This is a genomic window from Nocardioides sp. S-1144, assembly GCF_005954645.2.
GTDB lineage: Bacteria > Actinomycetota > Actinomycetes > Propionibacteriales > Nocardioidaceae > Nocardioides > Nocardioides dongxiaopingii.
The window spans coordinates 103227-128979 of the sequence record NZ_CP040695.2 but is presented as its reverse complement, the minus strand read 5'-3'; the positions used below and the strand labels follow the sequence as shown (position 1 = coordinate 128979).

Sequence of the window (25753 nt, the reverse complement as noted above, 5' to 3'; positions counted from 1 at the left end):
CATCAACCCCCATCTGCGTTCCACCAGCGGTGGCGACGCCAGGGCGCCCGAGCCGGCGAGCAACCGAGCTTCAGGGTTGGCCGACGGAGCGGCCTTGTCGGTTCGACCCGTCGGGTTGGTGTAGACACATGGGCGACACCCCCGAACGGCGAGCGTGGGCTACAGCGTCGCCGCGGAATTCTCTCGAACGCCGGTGGTCCCGCCTACAGGGTGAAGGGCCAGCACCTCGGGTCACGGGCCGGGCAGTGTGTACCGCGGATCTCTGCTCAAGGACGATCTCCGTGGTGAGCGAGGTCAAAGCACGTGCAGAAGTCAGGCGTGCATCCCCCGTAGGGTTACGTCAAGCGGCGCGTCGACCACCTCAGCAGCCGACTCCCCCGCTTTCGCACGCGATCATGGCCGAAAGCTCACCGACGTCGCTGCAGAAGTCGTCAGCCGTGACCTGCGCAGCACGACGGTGCTCGAGCACGCTCGCGCACGACTGTCGTAGGAGGACGGATCTAGGCAGACACGCACCCTCCGGACGGGATTGTCAGGGTCACGGTTGTGCCCTGACCGAGAACGGACTCGAGTTGAACGGTTCCTCCGTGGTCCTCGGCGATGCGGCGAACCAGGGAGAGACCGATGCCAGAACCTGGTGTTGCTCGTGCGTGGGAGCTCTGACTTCGGTAGAACGGATCGAAGACAGCATCGTGCTCGTCCGCGGCGATGCCGAGACCGGTATCGGTGACTTCGAAGATGACGTTGACGTCGTGTGAACGCACATCGAGTCCGACGGATCCACCGTCGGGGGTGAACTTCACGGCATTGCTCAGCAGGTTGAGTAGTGCTCGTTCCAGCTGCAAGGGATCGGCCGAGACCACGATGCTGCTGCGGGAGACACTGACGGACGTGACGAGATCACGCCCCACCAGTTCCGGCCGAAGACCTTCCCAGGCCTGGCTGGCCAGGGCCACGACGTCGACCAAGGGTCGAACGCGGTGACTGGCAGTGGCATCGATGCGCGCCAAGTTCAGCAGGTCCTCGATGAGGTCGAGCAGGCGCCGGCTGTTGCGGTCGACGCGATCAATCATCCCGGACTGGGCGGTGGACAGTTCTCCGGCGGCACCGTCGGCAAGGAGCTCGGTGTAACCCAGGATGCTGGTCACCGGGGTGCGAAGCTCGTGGCTTGCGGTGGCGATGAATCCGCTGCGGGCAGCGTCGAGTGCCTCCAGGTGCTTGACGATGAACCCTTGCTGTTCGACCGTGTCCCGAAGCAGGTGTTCGGCGCGGCGGCGGGCGCTGACATCGTCTCCCACGACCACGTACGCCTCGACCTCCCCGATGACGTCTCGGACGATGTTGACCTGAACCGAGATGACCCGATGGGAGCCGTCGGCGGCCTCGAGGGTCCAGTCCTTGGCCGTGCCTCCCCCGAGGCTGGCGCTGGGGCTGGCGACCTCGGGTCGAGCGATTCGTGTCAGGTCGCTGAGCGTCCACGCCCCAACGATGGCCGTGGTGTCGTGGTTCAACGCGAGGGCGGCCGCGCGGTTCATCATCGTCACCACCCCCTCGCTGTCCGCAAGGACGATCATGGTGTGCGCTGCCCCGTCGAGGACACTCAGGAGTCGCTGGTGATCGAGGTGCACTTCTCGCCTGCTCAGGCCCAGGGCGATCTTGGTCTCCACGGCGGTCACGAGGTCGCCGAGCCCCACAAGCTGGTCCTCGGTCCACTGGCGCGGCACGACGTCGACCACGCACAGCGCGCCGAGGACCTCGCCGTCTGGATCATGGAGGGGCAGGCCCGCATAGGACACCACGCCGTCCTCCAACACCGCGGGATGCTGGGACAGCACCGGGTGCGCCCGAGCATCCTCGACGACGAGGGGGGCATCGTTGATGACGACGAACTGACACAGTGAGTGCGAGATCGGGCGCTCATCCGACTCTGTCGGCAACCCGTCTGCCCTGTAGGTGCTGGGATGGATCTGGCGGTCCGAGGTGACCAACGAGACGGCCGCACTCGAGGCTGCAGTGGTTTGAGCCGCGAGGCGGGTGATGGCGTCGAGCGCCAGTCTGCGTCGTGCGTCGAGCAACCCCGTCTTTCGCAGACTCATCAACCGGTTCTTGGCGCCGAGCTTGTCGTCTGGGTCCGTGAACGCGAACGCACTGGTCACAGTTGAGCTGGTCATAGAGATCCATCTCCGTGGGGGTCCCTCAGAAGAGCACAGTCTGAGCCGGGTAGCGGCATCCCTAGCAATGTTCCACCAGCCACCGGGTTCGCGCCGGTCCGGACTCGACCTCGACGGGATGCCCCACCGGTTGACAGGCCAGCGGGTGGCACCGGTCAGCGCCGCGAGCGTCGACGGCTCGACCTCGGCCGCCATGTGACTCCGTCGGCACACTGGTCGCGCCCTTGCTCTCGGACGCAGAACTGCCCCAACCGCTGGGAGGCGGATGGGGCAGCTCGCTCCGGCGCGTCGGCCCGGGAAGGGGTCAGTGGCGGCTGGCGTCGTTGCCGTCGTCGAAGAAGTCACGGCTTCCTGAATTGGCCAGCCCCGCGGCTGATCGCGTAGCCGATGATCAGCATCGTCATGAGGAGCCAGGCCTCCTTCGGGCCGAAGTCAGGAGCGCCGTCGTGATGCCGAGGCGACGAGGACTCCCAGGACGGCAAGAACGAAGGCGATGAGCTCGGTGGTCTTGAAGGAGGATGTCTTGACTTCGCGGCTGATGCGGCGGGGGTAGTCGTGGTTGATGACATTGGGGTTCGAGGTGGTGTCTCCTTGATCGTGTCCCCACCAGGGCTGGCCCGCGGTGGACGTGCGTCCCGTCGATGTGAGCGGTCGACGACCGATGCCTGGCGAGGCGCGGTGCGGACACGCCTGTGCGGGGGAGCGAGGCGGACGCCGGGTGTTGTGCGCACAACCGTCTGCATGCCGACTCCATCAGGGGGCACCGGAGGAGGTCACTGGATGGTCCCGCGCCACCTCGGGCGGATTCGTCCACGCTGACGGGTCCTCGCACCCGCCTTCACCCGCAGTTGGGCAAGGCTCGTGCGGGGACCGCAGTCCGTCAGTGCGGCACTACCGGTCGCCCGAACACGCCGCGCGTCCGGTCAGGCCTGGTAGGTGAGAATCGAGATGGCGATGTACTGGCAGATCCAGGCCCCGACCGTGAAGGCGTGGAACACCTCGTGGAACCCGAAGTGCGTCGGACTGGGATCCGGGCGTCGAGTCCCGTAGACCACGCCGCCGATGGTGTAGAGAACGCCACCAAGCAGGGTGAGCGCCCCCGCGGCGGCGCTGGTGGCGAACAGGTCGCCGACGAAGGGTGCGATGGACCAGCCGAGCGCGACGTACAGGCTCGTGTAGAGAGCACGTGGAGCGTTGAGCCAGAGCGTGCGAAAGACGACGCCCAGCGCTGCGGCAACCCAGGCGCCGACCAGGAAGGCCTGTTCCCTGACACCGTCGAGGGCCAGGGTGGCGATCGGGGTGTAGGTGCCGGCGATGATCAGGTAGATGGAGCCGTGGTCCATCCGGCGCAGGATCGCCTGGCCACGCGCACCCCACGTGCCGACGTTGAAGATCGCGCTGACCGCGAACATGGTCACCCCGGCGACGGAGTAGGCCGCGGCAGCCCAGCGCGAGGGCGCCGTCGGCGCCAGGCAGACCAGGACGACACCTGCGACCAGCACCACCGGACTGAATCCGGCGTGCGACCAGCCACGGAACCGGGGCTTCAAGGTCAGACGAACGCCCGCGGTTGCTGCTCGTAGCGGTGCTCGTACCGCCGGGTCGCGTCCAGGAGGCACCACGCCGTCGAACACGTCAGTCCGGCCCTGGAGCGGGCCGGAGCAGGCGCCCACCGACGCCAGGACGCGGGCGTGCTCGATCAGGGTCTCTCGGGTCTGCGGGCGTCGCCTCGACCTCGGCGAGCCTGGCGCGGACGAGGTCGCTGGTAGCGGTGAGCAGGAGCGCACCTACCCTCAGGACGGGCACGCCCACCAGCTCGGCCACTCGCCTGGGCGGCAGCCCACCGTAGTAGTGCAGAGCGAGCACCGATCGTTGCTGTGCCCGCCGGCGAGCAAGACTGGATACTGGTTGACGAGTTGACCCTGTGTCCTGGTCACGCGTGGCTATCGCTGCCCGGCACGCTGTGAAGACTCTCAGCACCAGCGTTGTCCGCTCGTTGAACCGGGCGCCGGTCTGCTCGCAGAGCCTGCGACCGCTGTCGTCGCAGGAGTCGAGAAGAACCTGGGCGACGACGGCGCGAGACAGCTCGACGTCGCCGCCCATCAACCGCGCCATGTCCAGGAGGTCGCGACCGTGGACGTCGAGCAGAACGATCGAGTCCATGAAGTGCGGCACGGGCTGCGCCGTCGGGTTTGCGGCGCCGACAGCGGTCCTCGTGCCGGGACCTGGGCTCGTCACCGTCGACCCGCGAGCAACGGGAGCACCGCTCGGCCCACGAGCTCGTCGGCTGGGCCGGCTCGTTGCCGATCGACGTCGGGACAGCCACTCGCTGGGACGCCGGGTCGTGCGCCGCTCCTCCGCCCGGGTTCACGGGGAGTGACGAGGTGTCGGTGCGACGGCGCGAGTCCGAGGCTGGGCACGACGGATTCTGCGTGAGCGAGGAGTCCGTTGCGTACGCACCACAAGATGGCGTGGCTGCGGTTGCGGGCGCCGATGCGGCGGTACGCGGATCGGATGTAGGTCTTGACCGTGTTCACCCCGAGGTAGAGCTCGTTCGCGATGTCGTGGTTGCTGAGCCCCCGGGTGATCGCCAGCAGGATCTCGAACTCCCGGGGCGACAACGCGGAGATCAGCGCGTGCTGGCCGCGAGGGGCACGGGCCGCGGCAGCCAGCTCAGCAGCGGCGAGCACGGCAGCGCGCAGGTCTTCGGTGGCGCAGCCGAGGTCGACGTAGCTCGCGACTCCGTCCACGACGTCCGTCATCGGGTGCTGCGAGTCCGTGAGGCCGATCACCGAGGTCGTCGGTGGTGTCAGGATCTCGAGGTCCAGCGCGCCGAAACCGGTGGCACCGAGGTGGATCAGCGCGACCCGTGGTCGGTGTCGCAGATCGCCGGGCCCCCCGACGTGCACGTCGATGCCCGGCGAGTCTCGCAGCATGGCCGTCACCCCGGCGCTGACGATGGCGCGGGGACTGACGACGAGCAGCGAGACCGGACGGGGCGTCACGGCTTCACCGCACAACACGTGCCACGGCGTGGCAGGTGCCCGAGGTACGGGTAGCGGCAGGGGCCGGGGATCCAGGCCGGGGCCGCCCACCCGGTCGGGCTGCCGGGAGGATTGTCCGGGAGCGAATCGTCAAGGTCATCTGCACCCGGGTTGGGCGGGGGTTCGGCCGACGAGATCTCGGGGCGACTCGCGGCCGACAGGACGGCGGCGGGCCAGCGGGACCCGGCGTAGATCGATCCGGCGGAGGTCAAATCGGCGACGCGAGGAGTCGGTCGCTCGGCGGTCATGTCGACCTCGGACGCCGGGCGTCGCGCTGCCCCAGGTCGTAGCCCTCGACGCCACCCTCGAACCATGCACGCACGGCGAGTCGCCGGATCGAGTCGGTCAGGCTCGCCCCCGCCTCGACAGCGGCCACGGCCTGGTAGACCAGGAACAGGACCATCGGATCCTCCCGAACCGGCCAGGGCGCTTCGGTGAGCTGCGCGTCGCGGGGGTTCGCCCAGGTCCGGGGTTCGAGGTCCTGCCCGATGGCCTTGGCGAGGGCGGCCGCGGTGAGCGACGGCGGGATCGGTGATGTTTGCCGTGCCGCCCGGGTCGAGGGAGCCGGCGGCCTCGGTGTCTGGAACGGCGCGACCCACCCGGCAGGCCTCGACTCGTCTGCGCCCGCCGTCAGGCCGTCGTCCGGGACGCCGCCGCGGTGAGGGCGCGGAGGTTGTGCCTCGAGCGCGGGGTGAAGTGACGAGCCAGGCGACGGGTCGGGTGCCGCGTGGCGCGGATGGCCCCACGTGACGACGGCGTGCGCGCGCGTGCGCACGCCGAGCTTGCGGTAGGCCCGGCTGAGGTGCTTCTTGATCATGGCTTGCGAGATCCCGAGACACTCGGCCATCTCGTGGTTGGCGAGTCCGAGCACCACCAGGTCCAGGACCTCGCGTTCTCGGTCCAGCAGGGCAGACGAGACAGGTGCCCCGGCGCAGGCCGGTTGCGCGGCGGCGGGCACCTGCACGTGCACGGAGTCTCGGCTGCCACCGGCAGGCGCCTGTGAACGGGCCTCCGGCGCAGTCAGGAGGCGCAACGGGACGCCGTCGTCGGCGCTGACCACACGCACCGACGCGGACTCCCGCTCCTCCACGTGGCTCTGGCGGGGCGACTCCAGGAACTCAGCACTTCCGACCAACATCGAAACCCTCCGGCTAGGCGAGCTGACCGATCACTCCGGCGCGCGCGGCCAGGAGTGGCGATAGGTCAGACGCGAGGTTGCGCGAGTTGCGCACCACCGGGTCCGGGATGGCGTCATGGATATGACGCTCTCAACCTAGGCCGCGGGCGACCCCGAGAGCAACGGCTGCCGTTCTGATATCCCGGAGAGGATCTGACTTTCACTCGATGGGGTGATCGGGGCTCCGGTCGGGTTGCAGACGCAGACCGACACCGCTCCGCGGGTTGAGGTGCCAGGCGCTGCTGGGCCGACGACTGGGAGGGAGTTCCAGGGTCGTCCGTACGAACCACTCCCGGTCGTTCGACCGGACGTGCTGTGCCGACCCCGCGCCACGGCGGCGTCCCCCGGGCGGCGAACGTGGTCCCCCGAGGTCACGTCAGAACACCTCGACGTGAACGGGCCCGGCGATGGGCGACATGGGGACAGGGATCGGTCCTCATGGAGGAGCGCATCGCGGACGCTCAGACGTGCGCGCTTCGCGACGTCGCCGACATGTCTCGGCCCCTCACGCATCCACCCCCCTCCCACCCCCCCCCGCGTCAGGCGCAACGGGTATCCCTCGCAGGGGCTATGGTCAGGTGGTCGCGTCCGACCCACCTCGCGCCAGCCGACACGCGAACGTGTTGGGACGGGTCGGGGTGGCGCAGGTGAGTTCAGCCTGTGCGCGACGGGAACCGAGGCGAGGTGGGTGCGTCCGACCCGCAAGACAGGCAGGCGGGAAGCAGTTCACCCAGAACGCTGGGTCATCCTCGGCACCAACGTCCACGATCGGAGGGTTCGCATGACGTCGCTGACCGCCCTCAAGGCGCAGTTGACTGCTGTGGTGACTGGGGTAGCCCAGGGACAGTCCGCGGCAACCGAGCTGTGCCTGGCGTGCGTGGAGTTTCTCGGCGTCGACGGCGCCTCGGTGTCGATGATTCACGAAGGGGCCTCCCGAGGCACCTTCGGGGCCAGCAACGAGATCAGCCGCCGCATCGATGAGTACCAGTTCACCTACGGCGAGGGCCCCTGCCTGGACGCGGTGGCCAAGCAGGAACTTGTGTCGGCACCAGACCTGAGTGCGTCACATGAGCGACGGTGGCCGATCTTCTCCGAGGCGGTTCTCAACGACGGCATCCACGGTGTCTTCGCAGTGCCGATCAAGATCACCTCAGCGTGCGTGGGCGCACTGGACCTGTTCCGCGCCGCACCGGGTCCCCTGGGACCGGAACAGCTGGCCGGAGCGGTCGTGGCAGCCGAGGTGGCGTCGCTGACGCTGATCAGCCTCGTCGGGGATGACGTCGGCCCGGATGGCCGACAGGTCGACCTCGAAACCAGATTGATGACGGACGGCGAGAGCGCTTGGGGGCGGCTGGCCGAGATGGACCGGATCGAGGTCTACCAAGCGACCGGGATGCTCATCTCGCAGCTTGACGTGGACGCCGACGAGGCTCTGATCCGGCTTCGTGCCTACGCCATCGCCAACGGACTGACCGCGAGCCAGGTGGCGTGGGCCATCTTGAACCGCACCCTGGTGCTTGAACGAGATGACCACGACGGACCCGGAGGGGGTCGCTCATGACCGATCGCGCGAACGGCGGAGACACTCGGCGGGAACGCGACCTCATCCGCGCGTTCGTCGATCTGTCGCACGAGCTCGTCGACGATTACGACATCGTTGACATGCTGACCAAGTTGACGGCGAACTGCGCCGAGTTGCTCAACGTCGCATCGGCAGGTCTGTTGCTGGCCGACAGCTCGGGTGTCCTCCACCTGGCTGCCTCCTCCTCCGAACGGGCCCACGACCTCGAGCTGTTCCAGCTCCAGCGCGACGAAGGACCGTGCCTGGACTGCTTCCGGGGAGGCAAACCGATCGTTGTCCCTGAGTTGGCTGCCGCCGAGGATCAGTGGCCAAGCTTCACTCATGCCGCACGCTCGGCAGGCTTCCAGTCGGTCCACGCTGTCCCGATGAGGATCCGGACCCGCGTCCTTGGAGCGCTCGGCCTCTTCGGCGACGGCGTCGGTCGCCTCGATGACGAGGACCTGGAGCTGGCTCAAGCGCTGGTGCACGTGGCCAGCGTGGCCATCATCAACGAGAAGTCCGCAGCCGACCTCGAGACCGTCAACACCCAGCTCCAGCGCGCCTTGGACAGCCGCGTCGTGTTGGAGCAGGCCAAGGGCATCGTCGCCAACGCAGGCGAGGTGAACGTCCGCGACGCCTTCGTCCTGCTCCGGCACTACGCGCGCGACCATGGCCGAAAGCTCACCGACGTCGCCGCAGAAGTCGTCAGCCGTGACCTGCGCAGCACAACGGTCCTGGAGCACGCTCGCGCACGACTGTCGTAGGTCGACCGCAGTTCGGCTCCACTGACCGCACCCCACGTTGACGAGATCGGCCGCTGGTCACGGCCCCTCCGAGCGCAACCGATCGTCCACATCGGCTGGCTGAGCACGCCGGGGCGGTGGAAGCGGGGCCCTGGAGCGGAACCGAGCCGTGGTGTCCTGCCCTGTCGTTCCTGGGATGGAGGCGATCACCTGCGCGGCAGCGGTCAGTAGCGGGACGTCGCGTTGCTGGGACTGCGTCCGCAGGAGTGCCGTTGCGGTGGCCTCGGAGACCTGCGCGCGTTGCATCAGGATGCCGAGGGCGAGATCCAGGTGCCTTCGGCGCTCGATCGCCGCGTGCAAGTCGTCGAGGTCGACGGCCTGTCGACCGACGTCGAGCGCGAGCGTGTAGCTGCTGACCAACTCGTGAGCGACGACTGCCGCCGCTCGGCGTTGATCTTCGTCGAACCCATCGGTCCGGCCCGCGTAGACCTCGAACACTGCCGTTGCACCGTCGTGGGCGACCACCGGAACGGAGATGGATGAGGCAGCGCCGAGGGCCGCCACCTTCGGTCCGTACGCACCCCACCTGTCGTCCGAGGCGAGGTCTGGCACGTACACCGTTTCGCCCCGCTCAAGGGCGGCCAGCCGTGGTCCCGGACCTGTCGTCACCTGCACCCGGCTCAGGCGGGCAGCCAGGGCTGTGCTCGAGCCAGAGGTGACCCGTCCCGCACGGTCCGCAGCACTGACGACGACCCCGGCCACATCGCCGAGACGCTGGTGGATGGAGGCAGCAGTCACCACGACGAAGTCTGCGACCGCCAGCCTGGCTTCAGATCCCCAGGCGCCGGAGGGGGGCGGTCCGTCACCAGGGCCAACAAGGCGGGCATCTGAGGATGCCGCGGCTGGGTCGACTCCCACTTCCACGCGTCGAGCGTTCCAGAGCGGTTCGTCAGACATGAGTCCTCCCGGGGACAGTGGGTCGAGCGAACCGTCCGTCGCGGAGACGGAGCAGAGTTCTCGAACCGGGCGCTTGCAGGCATGGGCTGCGCCACGGAGTCCGGGTGACGGTGTTGGTCGTGCTGTCTCGAGACTAACGACAACAAGCTCCTCACGACAGTGGGCAACGCTCGGAGGATGCGCGCACCGACGCCGACGTCGAGGCGCAGAGCGGTAGAGGCGACCATGACCTGCGCCGCACTCAGATGAGCGGAGACATGTGGGTGACTCCCGGTCAGCGCGTCTCCCGAGGAGCCGCACCGCCGGCACTGCGGTGGGTGGCCAACTTCGCCGTCGATGCCGCACACGGCTACAGGACGCGGCGGCGGGCTCGTTGCCGGCCGCTTGTCCAGGCCACCGCCGTCACCGACCGGTGGGGACCGACCGCCGGAAGAACCGTGAACGGCGGCTTGCCACGGGCGTCATCGCTGGCGTGGGATGGCGAGCCGGTCCTGCCAGCTCAGGTCGCGACCGACGCACCGCGGTGCCTTGAGCGGCCAGGACTCGGCGACCCGCTCCGGGACGAACGCGTCGAGCGCCGCCGCGACCTCGGAGCCCACGTGCTCGTCACGCACCCACCACGAGATGTCGTCGTCCGCGCCCGACTTGTCGGTCGGATCGATGTAGACGCGCCCGAGGAGCTCGCTCGCCTCGACGTCGAACAGCGCATGGTTGAACGACGCATGCGTCTGCGCCTCGTCCCAGTGGTGCTGCAGGTCCTCCCGGTCCTGCTCGGCCGTCATCTGCTCCGGCGGCCATCCCGACGCCTGCCCGTAGATCGACCACAGCCGCTCTCGCCCAACGGCGCCCACGGTCGCAGCTCGGCCAGGCTCCCGGAGTCACCCGCTCGGTCCACTTCGTCGCGAAAGCTCGGGTTGCAGGCTCACCAGCATCAGATGCTTGCGGCATCTCTGCAGGTCAGAGGCTCCAGCTGCCGGCACATCGTCCCCCGGCTCAGAAACGGGCCCACCGGCCGCAACTGACGCAAGACGGCCCCGACCTGCATTTTCGCAGGTCAGGGCCGCCTTGCTCTGCGCGCCTGTAGGGATTCGAACCCCAAACCTTCTGATCCGTAGTCAGATGCTCTATCCGTTGAGCTACAGGCGCCCGTCGCTCGTCGTGCAGCGACCCCGCGAGGTTACTAGACCGCTGCGGGCTGCTCCTAATCAGTGGCCGGACGACGTCGCGCCGGCCTCCGCGTCGAGGGCGGCGGCGACGCGACGGTGCGCCTCCCAGATCTCCTCGGGGAGGCCCTCGAACTGGCGCAGGTGCTCCTCGCGGAACCCCATCTCCTGCCGCCAGCGCTCGACGTCGATCGTCAGGAGGCGGTCGAGGTCGGCGGCGGGCAGGTCGAGCCCCACCAGCTCCAGCTCCTCGGCCGTCGGGATGACGCCGACCGGCGTCCGGCGGCCGGCGACCTCGCCGGCCTGGTGGCGGACCAGCCAGAGCAGCGGGCGGAGGTTCTCGCGGTAGCCGGGCCACAGGAAGTGGCCGTCCCCGTCGTCGCCGAGGTCCTTCTGGAACCAGTTGACGTGGGCGAAGATCGGCTGCTGGGTGGCCGCGCCGATGATCTTGAGCCAGTGCGCGGCGTAGTCGGCCTCGGCGTAGGCGAGGAAGGGGCGCATCGACATCGGGTCGTAGCGCAGCTGGCCGTCGAGCCCGTCGGCGGCGAAGGTCGCCTCCGCGCCCAGGGTGAGCCCGTCGTACACGCCCTCGGCGAGGTCGGTGATCGCGCGCACGAGCGGCTCGCGGTCACTGGTCCGGCCGCCGAAGATGATCGCGTCGACCGGGACGCCGGCCGGTTCCTCGAAGTCGGCGGCGACGTTCGGCACGTTGGCCAGCGTGGTGGTGAACCGGCTGTTGGGGTGCGCCCACGGGGCGGTGTCACCGTCCTCGCGGTCGGCGATCCGCTCGCCCTTCCAGTCCTCCCAGCCGTCGTCGGTCGGCCGGGGTCCCTTCCCCTCCCACCACACCTCCTGCGTCACGGGGTTGTAGGCGACGTTGGTGAAGATCGCGCCGGTGCCGGGCTCGATCGAGCGGAGCGCGGTCGGGTTGGTGTGCTCGTTGGTGTCCTTGGCGACGCCGAAGACGCCGTTCTCGGGGTTCATCGCGCGGATCCGGCCGTCGTCGCCGACCCACAGCCAGGCGATGTCGTCGCCGTAGAAGTCGACCGTGTACCGCTCACCGAGCGCCTCGGGCGCCAGGGTCATCGCCAGGTTGGTCTTACCCGACGCGCTCGGGAAACCGCCGCAGACGTGGTAGCGCCGGCCGGTCTCGTGGTCGGTGATCCCGAGGAGCATGAACTGCTCGGCGAGGAACCGGCCCGACGCGCGGCCGTCGTAGCAGGCCTGGCGCAGGCCGTGGGCGATCTTGCCGAGCAGCGCGTTGCCGCCGTACGACGAGCCGAAGTGCAGGATCGTCCGCCTGTCGGCGACGGTCACGAAGTAGCGCTGGTCCTCGGGCGTGCCCTGCCCGAGGTTCGGCAGGTCGCCGGTCACGTGGACGGCGCGCACGAAGCTCGCGGGGTCCTCGAGCGAGTCGAGGTGGGCGATGCCGACCCGAGCCATCCGGATCATGTGCAGCACGACCGGCCGGTTGTCGGTGAGCTCGACGCCGGCGGCGTAGGCCTCGAGCGGGGAGCCGGGCGGCGCCATCAGGTAGGGGACGACGTACATCGTCCGGCCGCGGGACTGCCCGCGCATCCGCTCGAGCTGGGCCGCGCCGAGCTCGTCGCCGTCGTGCCAGTTGTTGTAGACGCCGCGGTCGGCCGGGTCGCTGGTGGCGACGATCGTGCGCTCCTCCGAGCGCGCGGTGTCCTTCACGTAGCTGCGCGAGTAGTACAGCCCCTCCCCCGCCGGCCGGAGCTCGCCGGCCTCCAGCGCCTCGGCGACCAGCCGGTCGTCGTCGGCCGCGTCGACGACCTCGATCCGGTCGGGCTCGGTGACCCCGGCCCAGAACCTGACGTACTCGCGGACGTGGGGGTTCTGCAACCCCGCCTGGTCCAGGACCCGCTCGACATCGGCCATCTCGTCGCCCCTTCCCGGCCCCGTCCGGGGCCCGTCTGGCGCGTCACGCTACCCAGCCCGGACGGGTCTCGGGCACCCGGTCAGCTTGGATCGATCCAACACGTTTTGCCTGGTCAGAAGGCAAAAGAGCGCGGTGTGACGCGGGCCACGAGGCGTTGAACGATCCAATATGACCGCCCTCCGGAGCGGGATACCTTCGCCGCACTCGCCAGCAACGGTGCCAGCGACCAGTACCCGCTCGACGGCCTCCAGAGGACTCTCATGACCGCCACGCAGGACCGCACCACCAGCCCCGACCCGAGCACCTTCCCCACCACCCACCAGGGCGTCGTCGACTTCGTCGCCGAGGTGGCCGCGATGACCCAGCCCGACGCGATCCACTGGTGCACCGGCTCCGACGAGGAGTGGACCGAGCTCACCGCGGCGCTCATGTCGACCGGCACCTTCACCCAGCTCGACCCGGCGATCAAGCCGAACTCGTTCTACGCCGCCTCCGACCCGATCGACGTCGCGCGGGTCGAGGACCGCACCTACATCTGCTCGGTCGAGGAGAAGGACTGCGGGCCCACCAACAACTGGATGGACCCCCGGGAGATGAAGGACCTCATGCGCGGGCTGTACGCCGGCTGCATGAAGGGCCGCACCATGTACGTCATCCCCTTCGTGATGGGTCACCTCGAGGCCGAGAAGCCGATGTTCGGCGTCGAGCTCACCGACTCCGCCTACGTCACCGCCTCGATGCGCGTGATGGCCCGGATGGGCAGCAACGTCCTCGAGCGGATGACCGAGCTCGACGCGCCGTTCGTGCAGGCCGTGCACTCGGTCGGGCACCCCCTCGCCAACGGCGAGGCCGACGTGCGCTGGCCGTGCAACGACACCAAGTACATCGTGCAGTTCCCCGAGGAGCGCACGATCTGGTCCTACGGCTCCGGCTACGGCGGCAACGCCCTGCTCGGCAAGAAGTGCTACGCGCTGCGCATCGCCAGCGTGATGGCGCGCGACGAGGGCTGGCTGGCCGAGCACATGCTCATCCTCAAGCTCACCAGCCCGCAGGGCGTGCGCAAGTACGTCGCGGCGGCGTTCCCCAGCGCCTGCGGCAAGACCAACCTGGCCATGCTCGAGCCGACGATCCCCGGCTGGAAGGTCGAGACCCTCGGCGACGACATCGCGTGGATGCGGATCGGGGAGGACGGCCGGCTGTGGGCGGTCAACCCCGAGTACGGCTTCTTCGGCGTCGCGCCCGGCACCAACGAGCACACCAACCCGAACGCGATGTCGACCATCAACAAGGGCAACTCGGTCTTCACCAACGTCGCGCTCACCGAGGACGGCGACGTCTGGTGGGAGGGCCTCGAGAACCCGCCGGCCCGCGCGACGTCCTGGAAGGGCGAGCCCTGGACGCCCGAGTCCGAGGAGCTGTCCAGCCACCCCAACAGCCGCTACTGCACCCCGATCAAGCAGTGCGACATCCTCGCCGCCGAGTACGACGACCCGCGCGGCGTCCCGATCGACGCCATCCTCTTCGGCGGCCGGCGCAAGACGACCGTCCCGCTCGTCTTCGAGGCCCGCGACTGGACCCACGGCACCTTCCTCGGGGCGACCCTGTCGTCGGAGACCACCGCGGCCGCCGTCGGCGCGGTCGGCGTGGTGCGCCGCGACCCGATGGCGATGCTGCCCTTCATCGGATACAACGCCGGCGACTACTTCAGCCACTGGATCAACGTCGGCAAGAACAACGACGCCGCCAAGCTGCCGCGGATCTTCTACGTCAACTGGTTCCGCCGCGACGACGAGGGCGGCTTCCTGTGGCCCGGGTTCGGCGAGAACAGCCGGGTGCTGAAGTGGGTCGTGGAGCGCATCGACGGCCAGGCCGCCGCGGTGGAAACGCCGATCGGCCACGTGCCGGCACCGGGCTCCCTCGACGTCGAGGGTCTCGACCTCACCGACGAGGCGCTCGAGGCGGCCCTCGCCGTCGACGTCGACGAGTGGCGCGCCGAGGTCCCGCAGATCCAGGAGTGGTTCGAGAAGTTCGGCGAGGACCTCCCGGCCGTCCTCTGGACCGAGCTCGACGGCCTCAGGGCCCGCCTCGACGGCTGAGCCCCGACGCCACCGACGACGCGCCACCGACGACGCCCCGCCCCCGATCGCGAGGGCGGGGCGTCGTCGTCTCAGTAGGATCACCCCACGCTCGGGACCAGCGACACGGAGGTGAGGGCAGCACCATGACGTACGGTCCCGACGAGCGCGCGCTGTTCCAGGACGGCGCCGCCACCCTCTACGAGGCGATCGTCTCCTCCGGCGGCATCGACGAGGGCGACCCCCGGATCAGCGCCACCGGCCCGAAGCGGCCGGCCTTCGACCTGCTGGTCGAGCTCGGGCTCGTGCAGCTCGACCAGGACAGCGAGCGCTGGAACCCCGAGGACCCCGCCACCGTGCAGTCCCGCGTGGTCTCCCCGCTCAGCCAGCAGGCCTCGACGCTGCTGACGGAGTCCTCGGAGTGGGCGCGGGCCTTCGGGGCGCTGAGCCAGTCGTGGCGACGCTCACCGCTGTCGACGGCGCGCGGCCCCTTCACCTACCTGCACCTGGACGCGATCGGCCCGTTCCTGGCCGGCCTGGTGTCCGAGGCCGAGGAGGAGATGCTCACCGCCCAGCCGCAGACCGGGCGCGACGCGGCCTCGCTCGCGGCGGCCGCGCTGCGGGACACCGCGATGCTCGAGCGCGGCACGAAGATGCGCACGCTCTACCAGCACAGCGCCCGCCGCAGCTCGTTCACGGCCAAGTACGTCGCCGCGGTCACCGACCGCGGCGCCGAGGTGCGCACCCTCGACGAGTTCTTCAACCGGATGATCGTCGTCGACCGCCGGGTCGCCGTGATCCCGGCCAGCGACGACCTGCAGAGCGCGATCGCGGTCCGCGAGCCGTCGGTCGTGGCCTACCTCGTCGACATCTTCGAGCGCACCTGGGAGCGGGCGAGGCCCTTCACCAACCGCGAGACCACGACGCTCAAGGACATCGCGGCCGAGCAGCGGGCGATGACGATCCGGATGCTGATCGAGGGTCACTCCGACCCGGTCAGCGCCAAGCGGTTGGGCGTCAGCCCCCGCACCTACGCCGGTTACGTCGCGGACCTCAAGGGCGAGTACGAGTCGGAGACCCGCTTCCAGCTCGGCTACGCCATGGGGCGTGCCGGCGTGTCCGGGCACGAGGCCGTCCCGGAGCACGACGAGACCTGAGGCGCCGTCGGCGCCCCAGGCCTCGAGGAGGGTGAGCTGGTGGGACTCAGCGTCCCGGGCGGCACAGGCCGCCACACCCCCAGCTCGAGTCGCTGGCGTGGGCAGCGGGTGCGGTGACGCCGGCCAGGGAGAGCCCCAGCACGGCTGCCGCGGCGGTCAGGCAGAGCTTGCGCGCGAACCTCATGTGATGAACACCTTCTCGTCTCGGACCCACGAACGGCCCATCCACCGATTCTGTGTCGTACCGGCCCTCGACGTGGGGTCGAACGCCGTCCATCTTCCTGCAGTGCAGCGTGATGCAGCCCCGGGATCCGCATCGCGTCCGCGCTCCAGGTACCCATCATCGGGGATGGCAAACCTGGTCAACACCGGAAAATTCCGGGACGTGCACCTCGGGGCCGCCACGGCGCACTGGTGCCGCCGCCAGCGGGGCTGGCGGCGGACACGGTGCGGAGGCGGCGAGATTTGAACTCGCGAGAGGGTTGTAACCCTCAACCCGCTTAGCAGGCGGGCGCCATAGACCGGACTAGGCGACGCCTCCATGCTGCCCGAACGCAGGACAACGGGGCTCAGGCTACAAGGCCCACACGATCCTGGGCCAATCGGATCAGCGACGTCGCCCGGCCGCGCGGTCGAGCCGCTCCCGGACGTCGTCGGCGAACCGGTCGCTGCCGACGGCGAGCATCTCGACCGGGATCGACGTGGCGGTGCCGTCGCGACGCTGCAGCACCACGCACGGGACGCCCCGGGGGTGGGCCGCCACGGCCTCCTCGACGTCCTCCCACCGGCCGGTCGCGACCCCGACCCCGCGGACCAGGCGGACGTCGTAGCCGAGGTCGTCGACCCGGACGACGTAGGCCCGGCTGCGCAGCCAGGCCGCCCCGCCGAAGACTGCGGCCAGGCCGAGCCCGACGAGGACGACGAGCACGTCGGCCGGCCACGACCAGGCGAAGGCGGCGATCGCGTAGAGGAAGGTCACCGCGGCGACGGCGAGGAACCCGAGTCCCACGAGACGGGCCGCGAAGCTCGGCGCCATGCGGTAGAAGTGGACGTCTCCGGTGTTGCTCACGACCCCATCCTCCCCGACCCCGTCGGGCGGTGCCCTTGCCCTCCCCGGAACGCCCGGTCATGCTCGTGACGAGGGTCACAGCGACAGCGTCGAACGAGGAGGTGCGGTGAGCACAGCAGGTCCACCGGGCTCCCCGGGCTCCGTGGTCGCGACCGCGCTGCGGGCGCTCGCGATCGCGAACGAGGCACCCCGCGGCGCCGGTCCCGGCCTGGCCACCTGGCGCTGGACGATGCGCCAGCGGGTGGCCGCCGTCCGCGACGCGCTGTGCGCGGAGCCGGGCCGTTCCGACGTCGCCGACGACGGGTGGCTGGCCGCCCGAGGAGGCGCTGCCTTCGCCGAGCGCAACGCGCTGCTCATGCGGCTCGGCGAGCTCGGCAGCCGGGTGATCGAGGACGCCGACGTGGGCGCCGTCCGGGCCGAGGTCGCCCGCCTGGTCGCCGACGTGGGTCACCACGTGCAGCGGGTGCACGACCTGGCCCACGACCGCGTCGAGATGGAGCTCGGCGGGTCGGAGTAGGCGGCCCGGCAGGCGCCGGGGCTCACTCGCAGAGGGGGCGGGATTCGAACCCGCGGCTGACATCTCTGCCAGCGACCGCTTTCAAGGCGGTTCCGATCGGCCACTCCGGCACCCCTCCGTGCCCGCGCCGGGCGCGGACCGGACGAGTCTAGGCCGTGGCCCGACCCGGCGGCCTCAGGAGAGCACGAGCAGCGGGTCGCCCTCCTGGACGACGTCGCCGGGGGCCACCCGGATGGCGAGCACCGTGCCGCCGGTCTCGGCGATCACCGGGATCTCCATCTTCATCGACTCCAGCAGCACGACCTCGTCGCCGACCGCCACGGTGGCGCCCTGCTCCACGAGGACCTCGAGCACGTTGGCGACCATCTCGGCCAGGATCTCGGTGGAGTGGTCGCGGGCCATGCGGGCGACGCTATCCCTTACCGCCGGGTACCGGCGAACGAGCGCGCCCGGCGCGGTCAGAGCAGCGGCTTGCCGCGGGCGGGCTCCGGGCGCAGGGCGGTGGCCTCCTCGGCGACCCGGCTGCGGCGTCCGCCGGCGGCGGGGGCGTTGCGGCCCCGGCGGGAGGAGCCGCCGGTGAGGAACAGGTCGAGCCGGATCAGGACGAACCCGAGCACCAGGCCCACGACCAGGCCGTAGCAGACCGAGAGCACGCTCTCGGTGCGCGCGATCGCGGGGTTGGCGAGCGAGTTCGCGACGGCCGAGGTGGCGGCGGCCCCGAACGCGCACACCCACCAGCCCTGGCGGCGGCGGGCCCGCATGTGGCAGCCGTAGGCCAGGGCCGGGATGCCGAGCACCGACTCGATCGGGCGCGGGAAGGCGCCGAGGTTGTCGCGGCTCCAGCGGACGGCGTCCAGGAGCGAGGTGACCAGCTCGGTGGTGCCGTAGCGGCGCAGCAGCTCGGCGTAGAGCAGCGTCACGGCGAGCAGGACGCCGCCGACGACGACGATCAGCAGGCCCCGGCGTCCGAGCCCGTGCAGGCCGGCACCGAGGCGGTGCACGACGGCGAACGCGCCGACCAGGGCCAGGCCGAAGGTGGCGTACTCGAAGCGGGTCACGGTGATCGTCGGCTCGAAGCCGATGGTGGCCAGCGCGCCGACGGCGGCGACCAGCACGGCGATGACGCACTCCCGCGCGGCCCGCAGGAACGTCACGGCCGGCACCGTCGTCATCACGCCGAGCACGGCGGCGACCGCACACGTCAGCACGGCCGCGCCGGTGCGCAGGGCGTCCTGGTCGGTCAGGACGACGACGACACCGAGCACCGCGGCGAGGGTGCCGAACACGACGGGCCGGCCCCCGGTGCGCGCCGCGAGCGCCCACGAGTAGGCCGAGGCGACGACGACCGAGCCGGCGTCACCGAGCCAGCCGGGGCCGACCGGGACCATCGCGCAGACGAGCGCGGCGAGGCCGGCGGCGACCAGGACGAACCAGGCCACGACCGGCACCCGGGAGGCGCCGAGGGCGGCGACCCGGTCGTCCCAGCGCGGGCCGGACGACTTCTGGACCTTGGCCCGCGGACGCCGTCCACCGTCCCCGGTGGAGGTGCCGGTGGAGGTGCCGGCGGGGGTGCCGGCGTCGTCGTCCTCGGTGGAGGCGCGGCGGCGGGAGGCTCGGGACACAGCCCTTGAGGTTACAGACGCCGGTTCGCCAGCGACGGGTTGGTGCGGCGGGCCTCCTCGAGCGTGGCCCGGGTCACCTCGCCCCGGAGCACCTCGGCGCCGTCGCCGGCCTCGGCGAGCACGTCGCCCATCGGGTCGACGAGCAGCGAGTGGCCGGTGTAGCGCGGCGCGGGCTGCCCCACGGCCGCGACGAAGACGGTGTTCTCGATCGCCCGGGCCCGCACGAGGGTCCGCCAGTGGTCGACCTTGCGCGGCCCGGCCACCCACGCCGCCGGCACGACGACGACCTCGGCGCCGGCGTCGACCAGCAGCCGCGTCATCTCCGGGAAGCGCAGGTCGTAACAGGTCATCAGGCCCACCGCCCACCCGCCGACGGTGACGACGACGGGCGCGGGCGCCCCGGCGAGGAGCCGGTCGGACTCGCGGTAGCCGAAGGAGTCGTAGAGGTGCACCTTGCGGTACGACGCCGTCTCGGCGCCCCGCACCAGCAGCGTGTTGAACGGTCGCGCGGCGTCGTGGCTGGTCTCGAACATCCCCGCCACCACGGTGGCGTCGCGCTCCGCGGCGACCCGGGCCAGCTCGGTGCCGAAGGGGCCGGTGACCTGCTCGGCGTACGGGCTGACGTCGGAGCCGGACTCCCCGAAGTCGCGGGCCCAGGCCTCCGGCCAGACGACGAGGTCGGCGTCGGGCGGCGTCAGCTCGGCGAGCCGCGCCCGGTTGGCGGCCGGGTCGAGGCCCGAGGCCTCCTGGACCAGGGCGAGCCGGAGCACGTCGAAGGGCACGTCCGAAGGAACGTCGGCGGGCACGGGGGCGGACACGTCGGGGAACGGCACGGGTCCAGCGTGCCACCGCGCGGTGCGACGATGGGCCCGTGGACCCCGAGAGCTTCTGCGCCGTCGTCCTGGCAGGCGGGCGGGGCAGCCGGCTGGGCGGCGTCGACAAGGCCGCCGTCGAGGTCGACGGGCGCACCCTCCTCGCGCACGCGCTGGACGCCGTCCGCGAGGCCGCCGAGGTCGTCGTGGTCGGCGAGGAGGCGCGCACGGCCCCGCCGGGCCGGCCGGTGACCTTCGTCGTCGAGGAGCCGCGCCACGGCGGCCCGGCAGCCGGGCTGCTCACGGGCTGCGACGCGCTGGTGCGGACGCCGGCGCAGGCGCCGAGGGTCGCGGTGGTCGCGGTCGACATGCCACGCCTGACCGCGGCGACCGTGCGGCGGCTGCACGCGGCGGCGCGCGGACGCGACGGCGCCGTGCTCGTCGGCCCCGACGGACGCCGCCAGCTCGCGCTCGTGGTGGACCGGGTCCGGCTCGCCGCGGTCGCCCCCGGCCCGGAGGACCGGAACGGCACCGCCGTCTGGCGGCTGCTGGAGCCGCTCGACCTGGCCGAGGTCGCGGCCACCGGGCAGGAGCACCGCGACGTCGACACCTGGACCGACGTGCGGGACCTGGACGTCCCCTGAGCCCCGATCGGGCGGCGGGCGGGGTTGCGCACGCGCGCCGCGTTGAGGACGCTTGTCGCGTGAACCTCCACGACTGGATCGACGAGCTGTGCGACGTCCTCGACCTCGAGACCGAGGTGGACGAGGGCCTGCTGAACGACCTGGCCGAGCTGGCCCATGCCCGGGTCGACCACGGCGTCGAGCACTACGCCGGGCCCGTGACCACCTACCTGCTCGGCTACGCCGCCGGCGCCGCCTCGGCGTCGCCCGCCACCGTCGAGAAGCTCGCCGCCCGGGCGCAGGCGCTCGCCGAGGGCTGGGACCGCCCGCGCGACGCGCCCGACCCCGACGACGTCCCCGACCTCGACATCCCCGACGACGGGGCGATCGACCACACCCCCGACCTCGCGGACGCCGACCTCGGCGACCAGGACCTCGAGGAGGCCCGGTGAGGGCGGTCGTCGCCGACGGCGCCGGCGGTCCCGAGATCCTCTCGGTCCAGGAGGTCGCCGACCTCACGCCCGGGCCCGGGGAGGTCCTCGTCGAGGTGGTCGCCACGGCGGTCAACCGGGCCGACGCCCTGCAGCGCCAGGGGCACTACCCGCCCCCGCCCGGGGCGAGCGCGACGATCGGGCTGGAGTGCAGCGGCACCGTGGCCGCCCTCGGTGAGGGCGTCGAGGGCCCCCGGGTCGGCGACGAGGTCTGCGCGCTGCTGGCCGGGGGCGGCTACGCCTCCCAGGCCGTCGTCCCCGTCGGCCAGCTGATGCCCGTGCCCGAGGGCGTCGACCTGGTCACCGCCGCGGCGCTGCCCGAGGTGGCGTGCACGGTGTTCTCCAACGTGTTCATGGTCGCCGGGCTGAAGCCCGACGAGACCTTCCTGGTGCACGGCGGGGCGGGTGGGATCGGCACCTTCGCGATCCAGCTCGCGAAGGCGCTCGGCGCGCGCGTGCTGACCACCGGCGGCAGCGCCGAGAAGCTCGCGTTCTGCGCCGACCTGGGCGCCGACGTGACGATCAGCTACCGCGACCAGGACTTCGTGGAGGTGGTCCGCGAGGTCACCGACGGCGCCGGGGTCGACGTCATCCTCGACAACATGGGCGGCAGCTACCTGGGCCGCAACGTCGACGCGCTGGCCACCGAGGGCCGGCTCGTCGTGATCGGCCTGCAGGGCGGCGCGAAGGGCGAGCTGCCGCTGGGCAAGCTGCTCGCCAAGCGCGGGGCCGTCATCGCGACGTCGCTGCGCGGCCGGCCGCTGCCCGACAAGGCCGCGATCTGCGCCGCCGTCGTCGAGCACGTGTGGCCCCTGGTGGCCGACGGCACGATCCGGCCCGTCGTGGACCGCACCCTGCCGCTCGAGGAGGTCGCCGCCGCGCACCGGCGGATGGACGAGGGCGGCCACACCGGCAAGATCGTCCTCACCCTCTGACCCGCGGACCCGCGCGGGTGCCCACCGGACCGGCGAGGGCCGGCGCCGGGCGTCGGGCCCGGTCAGTACCGTGGGGCGCATGACGCAGGAGCAGAGCGGGCAGCCCGAGCAGGACCAGCAGGTCGTCATCGTCGGACCCGACGGCAAGCCCGTCGGCACCGTGCCGGCGTCCGCCCTCGCGGACGCCGTGGGCGGCGGCACCGACGACGGCGAGGGTGACGGCGAGCGCAACCTCACCGACCTGGTCGAGCAGCCCGCGAAGGTGATGCGGATCGGCAGCATGATCCGTCAGCTGCTCGAGGAGGTGAAGGCCGCGCCGCTCGACGAGGCCAGCCGGGTCCGCCTCAAGGAGATCCACGCCTCCTCCATCAAGGAGCTCGAACAGGGCCTGGCCCCCGAGCTCGTCGAGGAGCTGGAGCGGCTCTCGCTGCCCTTCGCCGAGGGCACCACGCCGTCCGAGGGCGAGCTGCGGATCGCGCAGGCCCAGCTCGTCGGGTGGCTCGAGGGCCTCTTCCACGGCATCCAGACCGCGATCTACGCCCAGCAGATGGCCGCCCGCGCCCAGTTCGAGCAGATCCGCCGGGCGCTCCCCGGCGGCGTGCCCGGCGCCCAGTCGCCGCTGGGTGCCCCGCAGCCGGGCGGCCCCCAGGAGCCCGACGACGGGCGTCCCGGCACGGGTGGCATGTACCTCTGAGGGGGGCCCACCGGCCCTCGTGACCCGACGCCGTGAGGCCGGGGGTCAGCCGCGCGAGCGGCCCAGCCGGCGGGCGACGACCAGGCCGAGCAGGCCCACGATGACCAGCGCCAGGCCCGGGGCCGCGGCGCGGTCGAAGGGCTGGCCCTCGTCGAGAGTCGGGCACGACGAGGCGTCGTCGACGTCGAGGACGTCGTCGGTCTCGGGGCACAGGAACCCGACGTCGTCGAGCGGGTCGGGCGCCGGCGTCGGCAGGCCCGGGGGACGCCCGGCGCCGAGCTGGCGGGTGACCTGGGCGATCACGGTCTCGGAGGCGAGGACCACCTCGTCGCAGGTCGCGACGACGTAGTCACCGCCCTGCACGGTCGTCTCGAAGAGCCGCAGCTGGCGGTCGATCGGGCTGGCCGGCGTCGTGGGCGAGGCCGGGTCGCTGGGGGTGGGGCTCTCGCTCTGCTGCTCCTCGCGGCCCTGGCGGCCACCGCCGCCCGGACGGGACGAGGGGTCGCTGCACGTCTCGAGCTGGGCGCGCGAGCGGACCGTGACCCGCTCGGTGGCGATGTCGAGCGGACCGAAGACCTCGGAGACCTCGACCTGGTAGATCCGCACCCGGGCGCCGACGTCGCCCTCGACCACCGGGCGGCCCACGAAGATGCCGGTGAAGGTGGCCTGGTCGGACTCGGCGGGCGCCACCGCGCCGCGGGCCGCCGGGGTCGCCGGGGCGGCCTGCGCCGGCGCCCAGGACACGACGAGCACCGCCACGAGGGCAGCCAGCACGGCGGCCGGGACGGTGCGGGCGCGGGGGATCACGCGGACCATCACAACAGATGAGCGGCTGCGGGGACCAGACGGGCCAGCACCCGGGCCACGCCGTCGTCGTCGTTGGCGGGGGCCACGTGGTCGGCGGCGGCGAGCACCGAGGGGTGCGCGCCGGCGACGGCGTACGACGTACCGGCCCAGCTGAGCATGGCGACGTCGTTGGGCATGTCGCCGAAGGCGACGACGTCGGCGGGCGCGACGCCGAGGTCGGCGCACACCTCGGCGAGGGCGGCGGCCTTGGTGACGCCGGGGGCACTGATCTCGACCAGGCCGGGCACCGTCCAGGTCGCGATCGCGGCGTCCCCGACGGCGGCCTCGACGGCGGCGCGGAACGCGTCGTGGTCGGTGCCGGCGTGCCGCACGAGGAGCTTGACGGCCGGCACGTCCCACAGCTCGGCCAGCGGGCCGACCGGGCTGCCGGCCGGCGCCGGGACGTCGTCCTGCCGGTCGTCGTAGGACGGGTCGCGCCGGATGCCGCCGACGGTCTCGATGGCCAGCTGGGCCAGCGGCACGGCGGCGCGCACGGCGTCCACCACGGCCAGCCCGGCGGCCGGCTCGAGGCCGCGGAGGCGGCGCACCTCGCGCGCCGCGACGTCGTAGACGATCGCGCCGTTGCTCACGATCGCGACGCCGTGGGCCCCGACCATCGACCAGAGGTCGTCCATCCACCGCAGCGGCCGGGCCGTCACGAACACCACCGGCACGCCGGCGGCGTCGACGGCGGCGAGCACCCGGCGGGTCGCGTCCGAGACGGTGCCGTCGGAGCGCAGCAGGGTGCCGTCGAGGTCGGTGGCGACGAGCATCAGGCCGACCCGCCCGCCGACCCACGCAGGTGGCGGGGCAGCGGGCGGGCCATCACGAGCTGGCCCTCCTCGTCTGCGCCGCGCAGCTCGGTGAAGCCGGACTTGGCGAGCACGCGCAGGCTCATCACGTTCCAGGGCAGCACCGAGGCGCGCACCCGGACGCCGACCCGGTCGGTCTCGGTCAGCAGCGCGGCGATCGCCTCGGTGGCGATGCCCCGGCGCCAGACGTCCTGCACGAGTCCGTAGCCGATCTCGACCTCGTCGTGCTCGTCCGGCGGGCCGTAGAAGCCGATGGTGCCGACGGCACGGAGCTCGTGGACGACGTGGCGCGGACCCCAGGGGCTGCCGCCGACGGCCGGGCCGACCATCGACACGGCGTCGAGGTCGTCCTGGCGCGGGTAGTCGGGGTGCCAGCGCTCCTGGCGTCGCCCGGCGAGCATGTCGGCGGCGTCCTCGGGCGTGACCAGGATCAGCCGGAGCCGCTCGGTCGTGACCTGGACCGGGATCGCGGTCACGGGAACCAGCGGTCGAGCTCGACGGCGACGCCGTCCTCGTAGACGGTCCCGGTGACGGCGTCGGCGGCCGCGCGGACCTCCTCGACGGCCTGGCCCATGGCGACGCCACGGCGCGCCCACGCGAGCATCTCGAGGTCGTTGCGGCCGTCGCCGATGGCGAGGGCGTCCTCGGCGCCGAGGCCGAGCTCGTCGCACACGTGCTGCAACCCGGAGGCCTTGGAGACGCCGACGGGCGTGAGGTCGAGCCAGGCGGTCCAGCCGACGACGTAGTCGGTGCCGTGCAGCCCGAGGTCGGCGGCCAGGGCGACGAAGTCCTCGGCGGTGGCGTCGGGGTCGCGGATGATGACGCGGCTGACCGGGTTGGCCACGAGCTCCTCGACGTCGGCGGTGACCATCTCCCCGGCCAGCTCGCCGTCGGGGAACGGCGAGGTCACCCGGTAGCCGCGGCCGCGGTCCTCGACGGCGACCCGGGCGCCCGGGCGCAGCTCGAGGATCGCGCGCACGGCCGGCGCGGCGTCGAAGAGGTCCTCGTGGACGATCTCGGCCTCGCCGCCGGGGAGGTAGCGGAAGATCACCGCGCCGTTGCTGGCCACGACCCAGAGCCGCTCCTGCTCGTGGCCGTGGAGGTCGAGGAGGTCGGCGATGGTGGTCATGTCGTGCGGCGAGCGCCCCGAGGCCAGGACGACGTGCGCCCCGGCGTCGAGCGCGCGGTGGATGGCGTCGTGCACCCGGGGCGCGACCTCCTCGTGGGTGGTGCCCTCGCCCTGGACCCACTTCAGGAGGGTGCCGTCGATGTCGAGGGCGACCAGTCGGGGAACCCAGGTCGCGTCCGGCTGCGTCATGGGGCCGAGGCTAGTGCCCGTCGCCGAAGGGGCCGGCACGCCGGTCGTTGGTCATACTTGGCT

Annotated in this window: 25 protein-coding genes and 3 tRNA genes; 9 read left to right on the top strand and 19 right to left on the bottom strand. The window is 71.7% G+C overall.

Annotation, left to right across the window (positions count from 1 at the left end; all coding sequences use genetic code 11):
* Positions 1-500: 500 nt before the first annotated feature.
* From FE634_RS00605 to FE634_RS00590, 4 genes are all read right to left on the bottom strand, one after another.
* The gene (locus FE634_RS00605; protein WP_170981499.1) at positions 501-2156 is read right to left on the bottom strand and encodes a sensor histidine kinase; all 1656 of its coding nucleotides are present in this window, start codon (positions 2154-2156) and stop codon (positions 501-503) included.
* 938 nt (positions 2157-3094) lie between these two features.
* Positions 3095-3805, bottom strand: coding sequence for a PAQR family membrane homeostasis protein TrhA (gene trhA, locus FE634_RS00600; RefSeq protein WP_262347524.1), 711 nt, complete (start codon positions 3803-3805; stop codon positions 3095-3097).
* A gap of 600 nt (positions 3806-4405) precedes the next feature.
* Positions 4406-5176 carry a response regulator transcription factor gene (locus FE634_RS00595; RefSeq protein WP_137293035.1) on the bottom strand — a complete coding sequence of 257 codons (771 nt, stop codon included), beginning with the start codon at positions 5174-5176 and terminating at the stop codon, positions 4406-4408.
* 283 nt (positions 5177-5459) lie between these two features.
* A complete protein-coding gene (locus FE634_RS00590; RefSeq protein WP_222847642.1) occupies positions 5460-6179 on the bottom strand; it encodes a helix-turn-helix domain-containing protein in 720 nt (239 codons plus the stop codon).
* A 994-nt stretch (positions 6180-7173) separates the two neighbouring features.
* Between FE634_RS00590 and FE634_RS00585 the strand changes: the two genes are divergently transcribed.
* On the top strand, positions 7174-7953 hold the full coding sequence (locus FE634_RS00585; protein ID WP_212721542.1) for an ANTAR domain-containing protein: 780 nt from the start codon (positions 7174-7176) through the stop codon (positions 7951-7953).
* Positions 7950-8717: a GAF and ANTAR domain-containing protein gene (locus FE634_RS00580; protein WP_137293037.1), complete on the top strand. Its 768-nt coding sequence runs from the start codon at positions 7950-7952 to the stop codon at positions 8715-8717. The genes FE634_RS00585 and FE634_RS00580 overlap by 4 nt, the downstream gene beginning before the upstream one ends.
* A gap of 57 nt (positions 8718-8774) precedes the next feature.
* On the opposite strand, the gene FE634_RS00575 is transcribed toward FE634_RS00580, so the two are convergent.
* The 4 genes from FE634_RS00575 to FE634_RS00560 form a co-directional block, all read right to left on the bottom strand.
* Positions 8775-9494 carry a GAF and ANTAR domain-containing protein gene (locus tag FE634_RS00575; protein ID WP_187366776.1) on the bottom strand — a complete coding sequence of 240 codons (720 nt, stop codon included), beginning with the start codon at positions 9492-9494 and terminating at the stop codon, positions 8775-8777.
* Between the two features lie 620 nt (positions 9495-10114).
* Positions 10115-10435 carry a hypothetical protein gene (locus FE634_RS00570; RefSeq protein WP_137293039.1) on the bottom strand — a complete coding sequence of 107 codons (321 nt, stop codon included), beginning with the start codon at positions 10433-10435 and terminating at the stop codon, positions 10115-10117.
* Between the two features lie 291 nt (positions 10436-10726).
* Positions 10727-10799: transfer RNA gene (locus tag FE634_RS00565), tRNA-Arg, on the bottom strand.
* A 59-nt stretch (positions 10800-10858) separates the two neighbouring features.
* On the bottom strand, positions 10859-12718 hold the full coding sequence (locus FE634_RS00560) for a phosphoenolpyruvate carboxykinase (GTP) (RefSeq protein ID WP_148240235.1): 1860 nt from the start codon (positions 12716-12718) through the stop codon (positions 10859-10861).
* A 261-nt stretch (positions 12719-12979) separates the two neighbouring features.
* On the opposite strand from FE634_RS00560, the gene FE634_RS00555 reads away from it, so the two are divergent.
* Positions 12980-14815, top strand: a complete 1836-nt coding sequence (locus FE634_RS00555) for a phosphoenolpyruvate carboxykinase (GTP) (protein WP_138874774.1) — start codon at positions 12980-12982, stop codon at positions 14813-14815.
* Positions 14816-14940: 125 nt separating this feature from the next.
* Entirely contained in the window at positions 14941-15951 is a 1011-nt protein-coding gene (locus tag FE634_RS00550; RefSeq protein ID WP_138874773.1) for a phospholipase D-like domain-containing protein, read from the top strand.
* 46 nt (positions 15952-15997) lie between these two features.
* On the opposite strand, the gene FE634_RS20840 is transcribed toward FE634_RS00550, so the two are convergent.
* From FE634_RS20840 to FE634_RS00540, 3 genes are all read right to left on the bottom strand, one after another.
* The gene (locus FE634_RS20840) at positions 15998-16135 is read right to left on the bottom strand and encodes a hypothetical protein (RefSeq protein WP_170981501.1); all 138 of its coding nucleotides are present in this window, start codon (positions 16133-16135) and stop codon (positions 15998-16000) included.
* Between the two features lie 266 nt (positions 16136-16401).
* Positions 16402-16492: transfer RNA gene (locus tag FE634_RS00545), tRNA-Ser, on the bottom strand.
* A gap of 66 nt (positions 16493-16558) precedes the next feature.
* On the bottom strand, positions 16559-17020 hold the full coding sequence (locus tag FE634_RS00540) for a hypothetical protein (protein ID WP_137293043.1): 462 nt from the start codon (positions 17018-17020) through the stop codon (positions 16559-16561).
* A gap of 106 nt (positions 17021-17126) precedes the next feature.
* Between FE634_RS00540 and FE634_RS00535 the strand changes: the two genes are divergently transcribed.
* Entirely contained in the window at positions 17127-17537 is a 411-nt protein-coding gene (locus tag FE634_RS00535) for a hypothetical protein (protein ID WP_138874772.1), read from the top strand.
* Between the two features lie 29 nt (positions 17538-17566).
* Here the strand turns inward: FE634_RS00535 and FE634_RS00530 are convergent.
* The 4 genes from FE634_RS00530 to FE634_RS00515 form a co-directional block, all read right to left on the bottom strand.
* Positions 17567-17655, bottom strand: a tRNA-Ser gene (locus FE634_RS00530).
* 56 nt (positions 17656-17711) lie between these two features.
* Positions 17712-17939: a biotin/lipoyl-binding carrier protein gene (locus FE634_RS00525; protein WP_137293045.1), complete on the bottom strand. Its 228-nt coding sequence runs from the start codon at positions 17937-17939 to the stop codon at positions 17712-17714.
* 56 nt (positions 17940-17995) lie between these two features.
* On the bottom strand, positions 17996-19159 hold the full coding sequence (locus FE634_RS00520; protein ID WP_138874771.1) for a hypothetical protein: 1164 nt from the start codon (positions 19157-19159) through the stop codon (positions 17996-17998).
* 11 nt (positions 19160-19170) lie between these two features.
* Positions 19171-19992, bottom strand: coding sequence for a carbon-nitrogen hydrolase family protein (locus FE634_RS00515; protein WP_262347523.1), 822 nt, complete (start codon positions 19990-19992; stop codon positions 19171-19173).
* A gap of 38 nt (positions 19993-20030) precedes the next feature.
* On the opposite strand from FE634_RS00515, the gene mobA reads away from it, so the two are divergent.
* The 4 genes from mobA to FE634_RS00495 all read left to right on the top strand — a co-directional run bounded on the left by mobA (position 20031) and on the right by FE634_RS00495 (position 22714).
* Positions 20031-20615, top strand: coding sequence for a molybdenum cofactor guanylyltransferase (gene mobA, locus FE634_RS00510; protein ID WP_138874770.1), 585 nt, complete (start codon positions 20031-20033; stop codon positions 20613-20615).
* Positions 20616-20674: 59 nt separating this feature from the next.
* A complete protein-coding gene (locus FE634_RS00505; RefSeq protein ID WP_137293048.1) occupies positions 20675-21046 on the top strand; it encodes a DUF6457 domain-containing protein in 372 nt (123 codons plus the stop codon).
* Positions 21043-22020: an NAD(P)H-quinone oxidoreductase gene (locus tag FE634_RS00500; protein ID WP_148240234.1), complete on the top strand. Its 978-nt coding sequence runs from the start codon at positions 21043-21045 to the stop codon at positions 22018-22020. The genes FE634_RS00505 and FE634_RS00500 overlap by 4 nt, the downstream gene beginning before the upstream one ends.
* Positions 22021-22099: 79 nt before the next feature.
* A complete protein-coding gene (locus FE634_RS00495; protein ID WP_137293050.1) occupies positions 22100-22714 on the top strand; it encodes a bacterial proteasome activator family protein in 615 nt (204 codons plus the stop codon).
* A gap of 45 nt (positions 22715-22759) precedes the next feature.
* Here the strand turns inward: FE634_RS00495 and FE634_RS00490 are convergent, their stop codons facing one another.
* The 4 genes from FE634_RS00490 to FE634_RS00475 are packed head-to-tail and all read right to left on the bottom strand — an operon-like array spanning position 22760 to position 25690.
* Positions 22760-23521: a hypothetical protein gene (locus tag FE634_RS00490; protein WP_137293051.1), complete on the bottom strand. Its 762-nt coding sequence runs from the start codon at positions 23519-23521 to the stop codon at positions 22760-22762.
* Between the two features lie 8 nt (positions 23522-23529).
* Positions 23530-24333, bottom strand: coding sequence for an HAD-IIB family hydrolase (locus tag FE634_RS00485; RefSeq protein ID WP_137293052.1), 804 nt, complete (start codon positions 24331-24333; stop codon positions 23530-23532).
* Positions 24333-24848 carry a GNAT family N-acetyltransferase gene (locus FE634_RS00480; RefSeq protein ID WP_246060598.1) on the bottom strand — a complete coding sequence of 172 codons (516 nt, stop codon included), beginning with the start codon at positions 24846-24848 and terminating at the stop codon, positions 24333-24335. The genes FE634_RS00485 and FE634_RS00480 overlap by 1 nt, the downstream gene beginning before the upstream one ends.
* Positions 24845-25690 carry an HAD family hydrolase gene (locus FE634_RS00475; RefSeq protein ID WP_137293053.1) on the bottom strand — a complete coding sequence of 282 codons (846 nt, stop codon included), beginning with the start codon at positions 25688-25690 and terminating at the stop codon, positions 24845-24847. Before FE634_RS00475 ends, FE634_RS00480 begins: the two co-directional genes overlap by 4 nt.
* Positions 25691-25753: the final 63 nt, after the last annotated feature.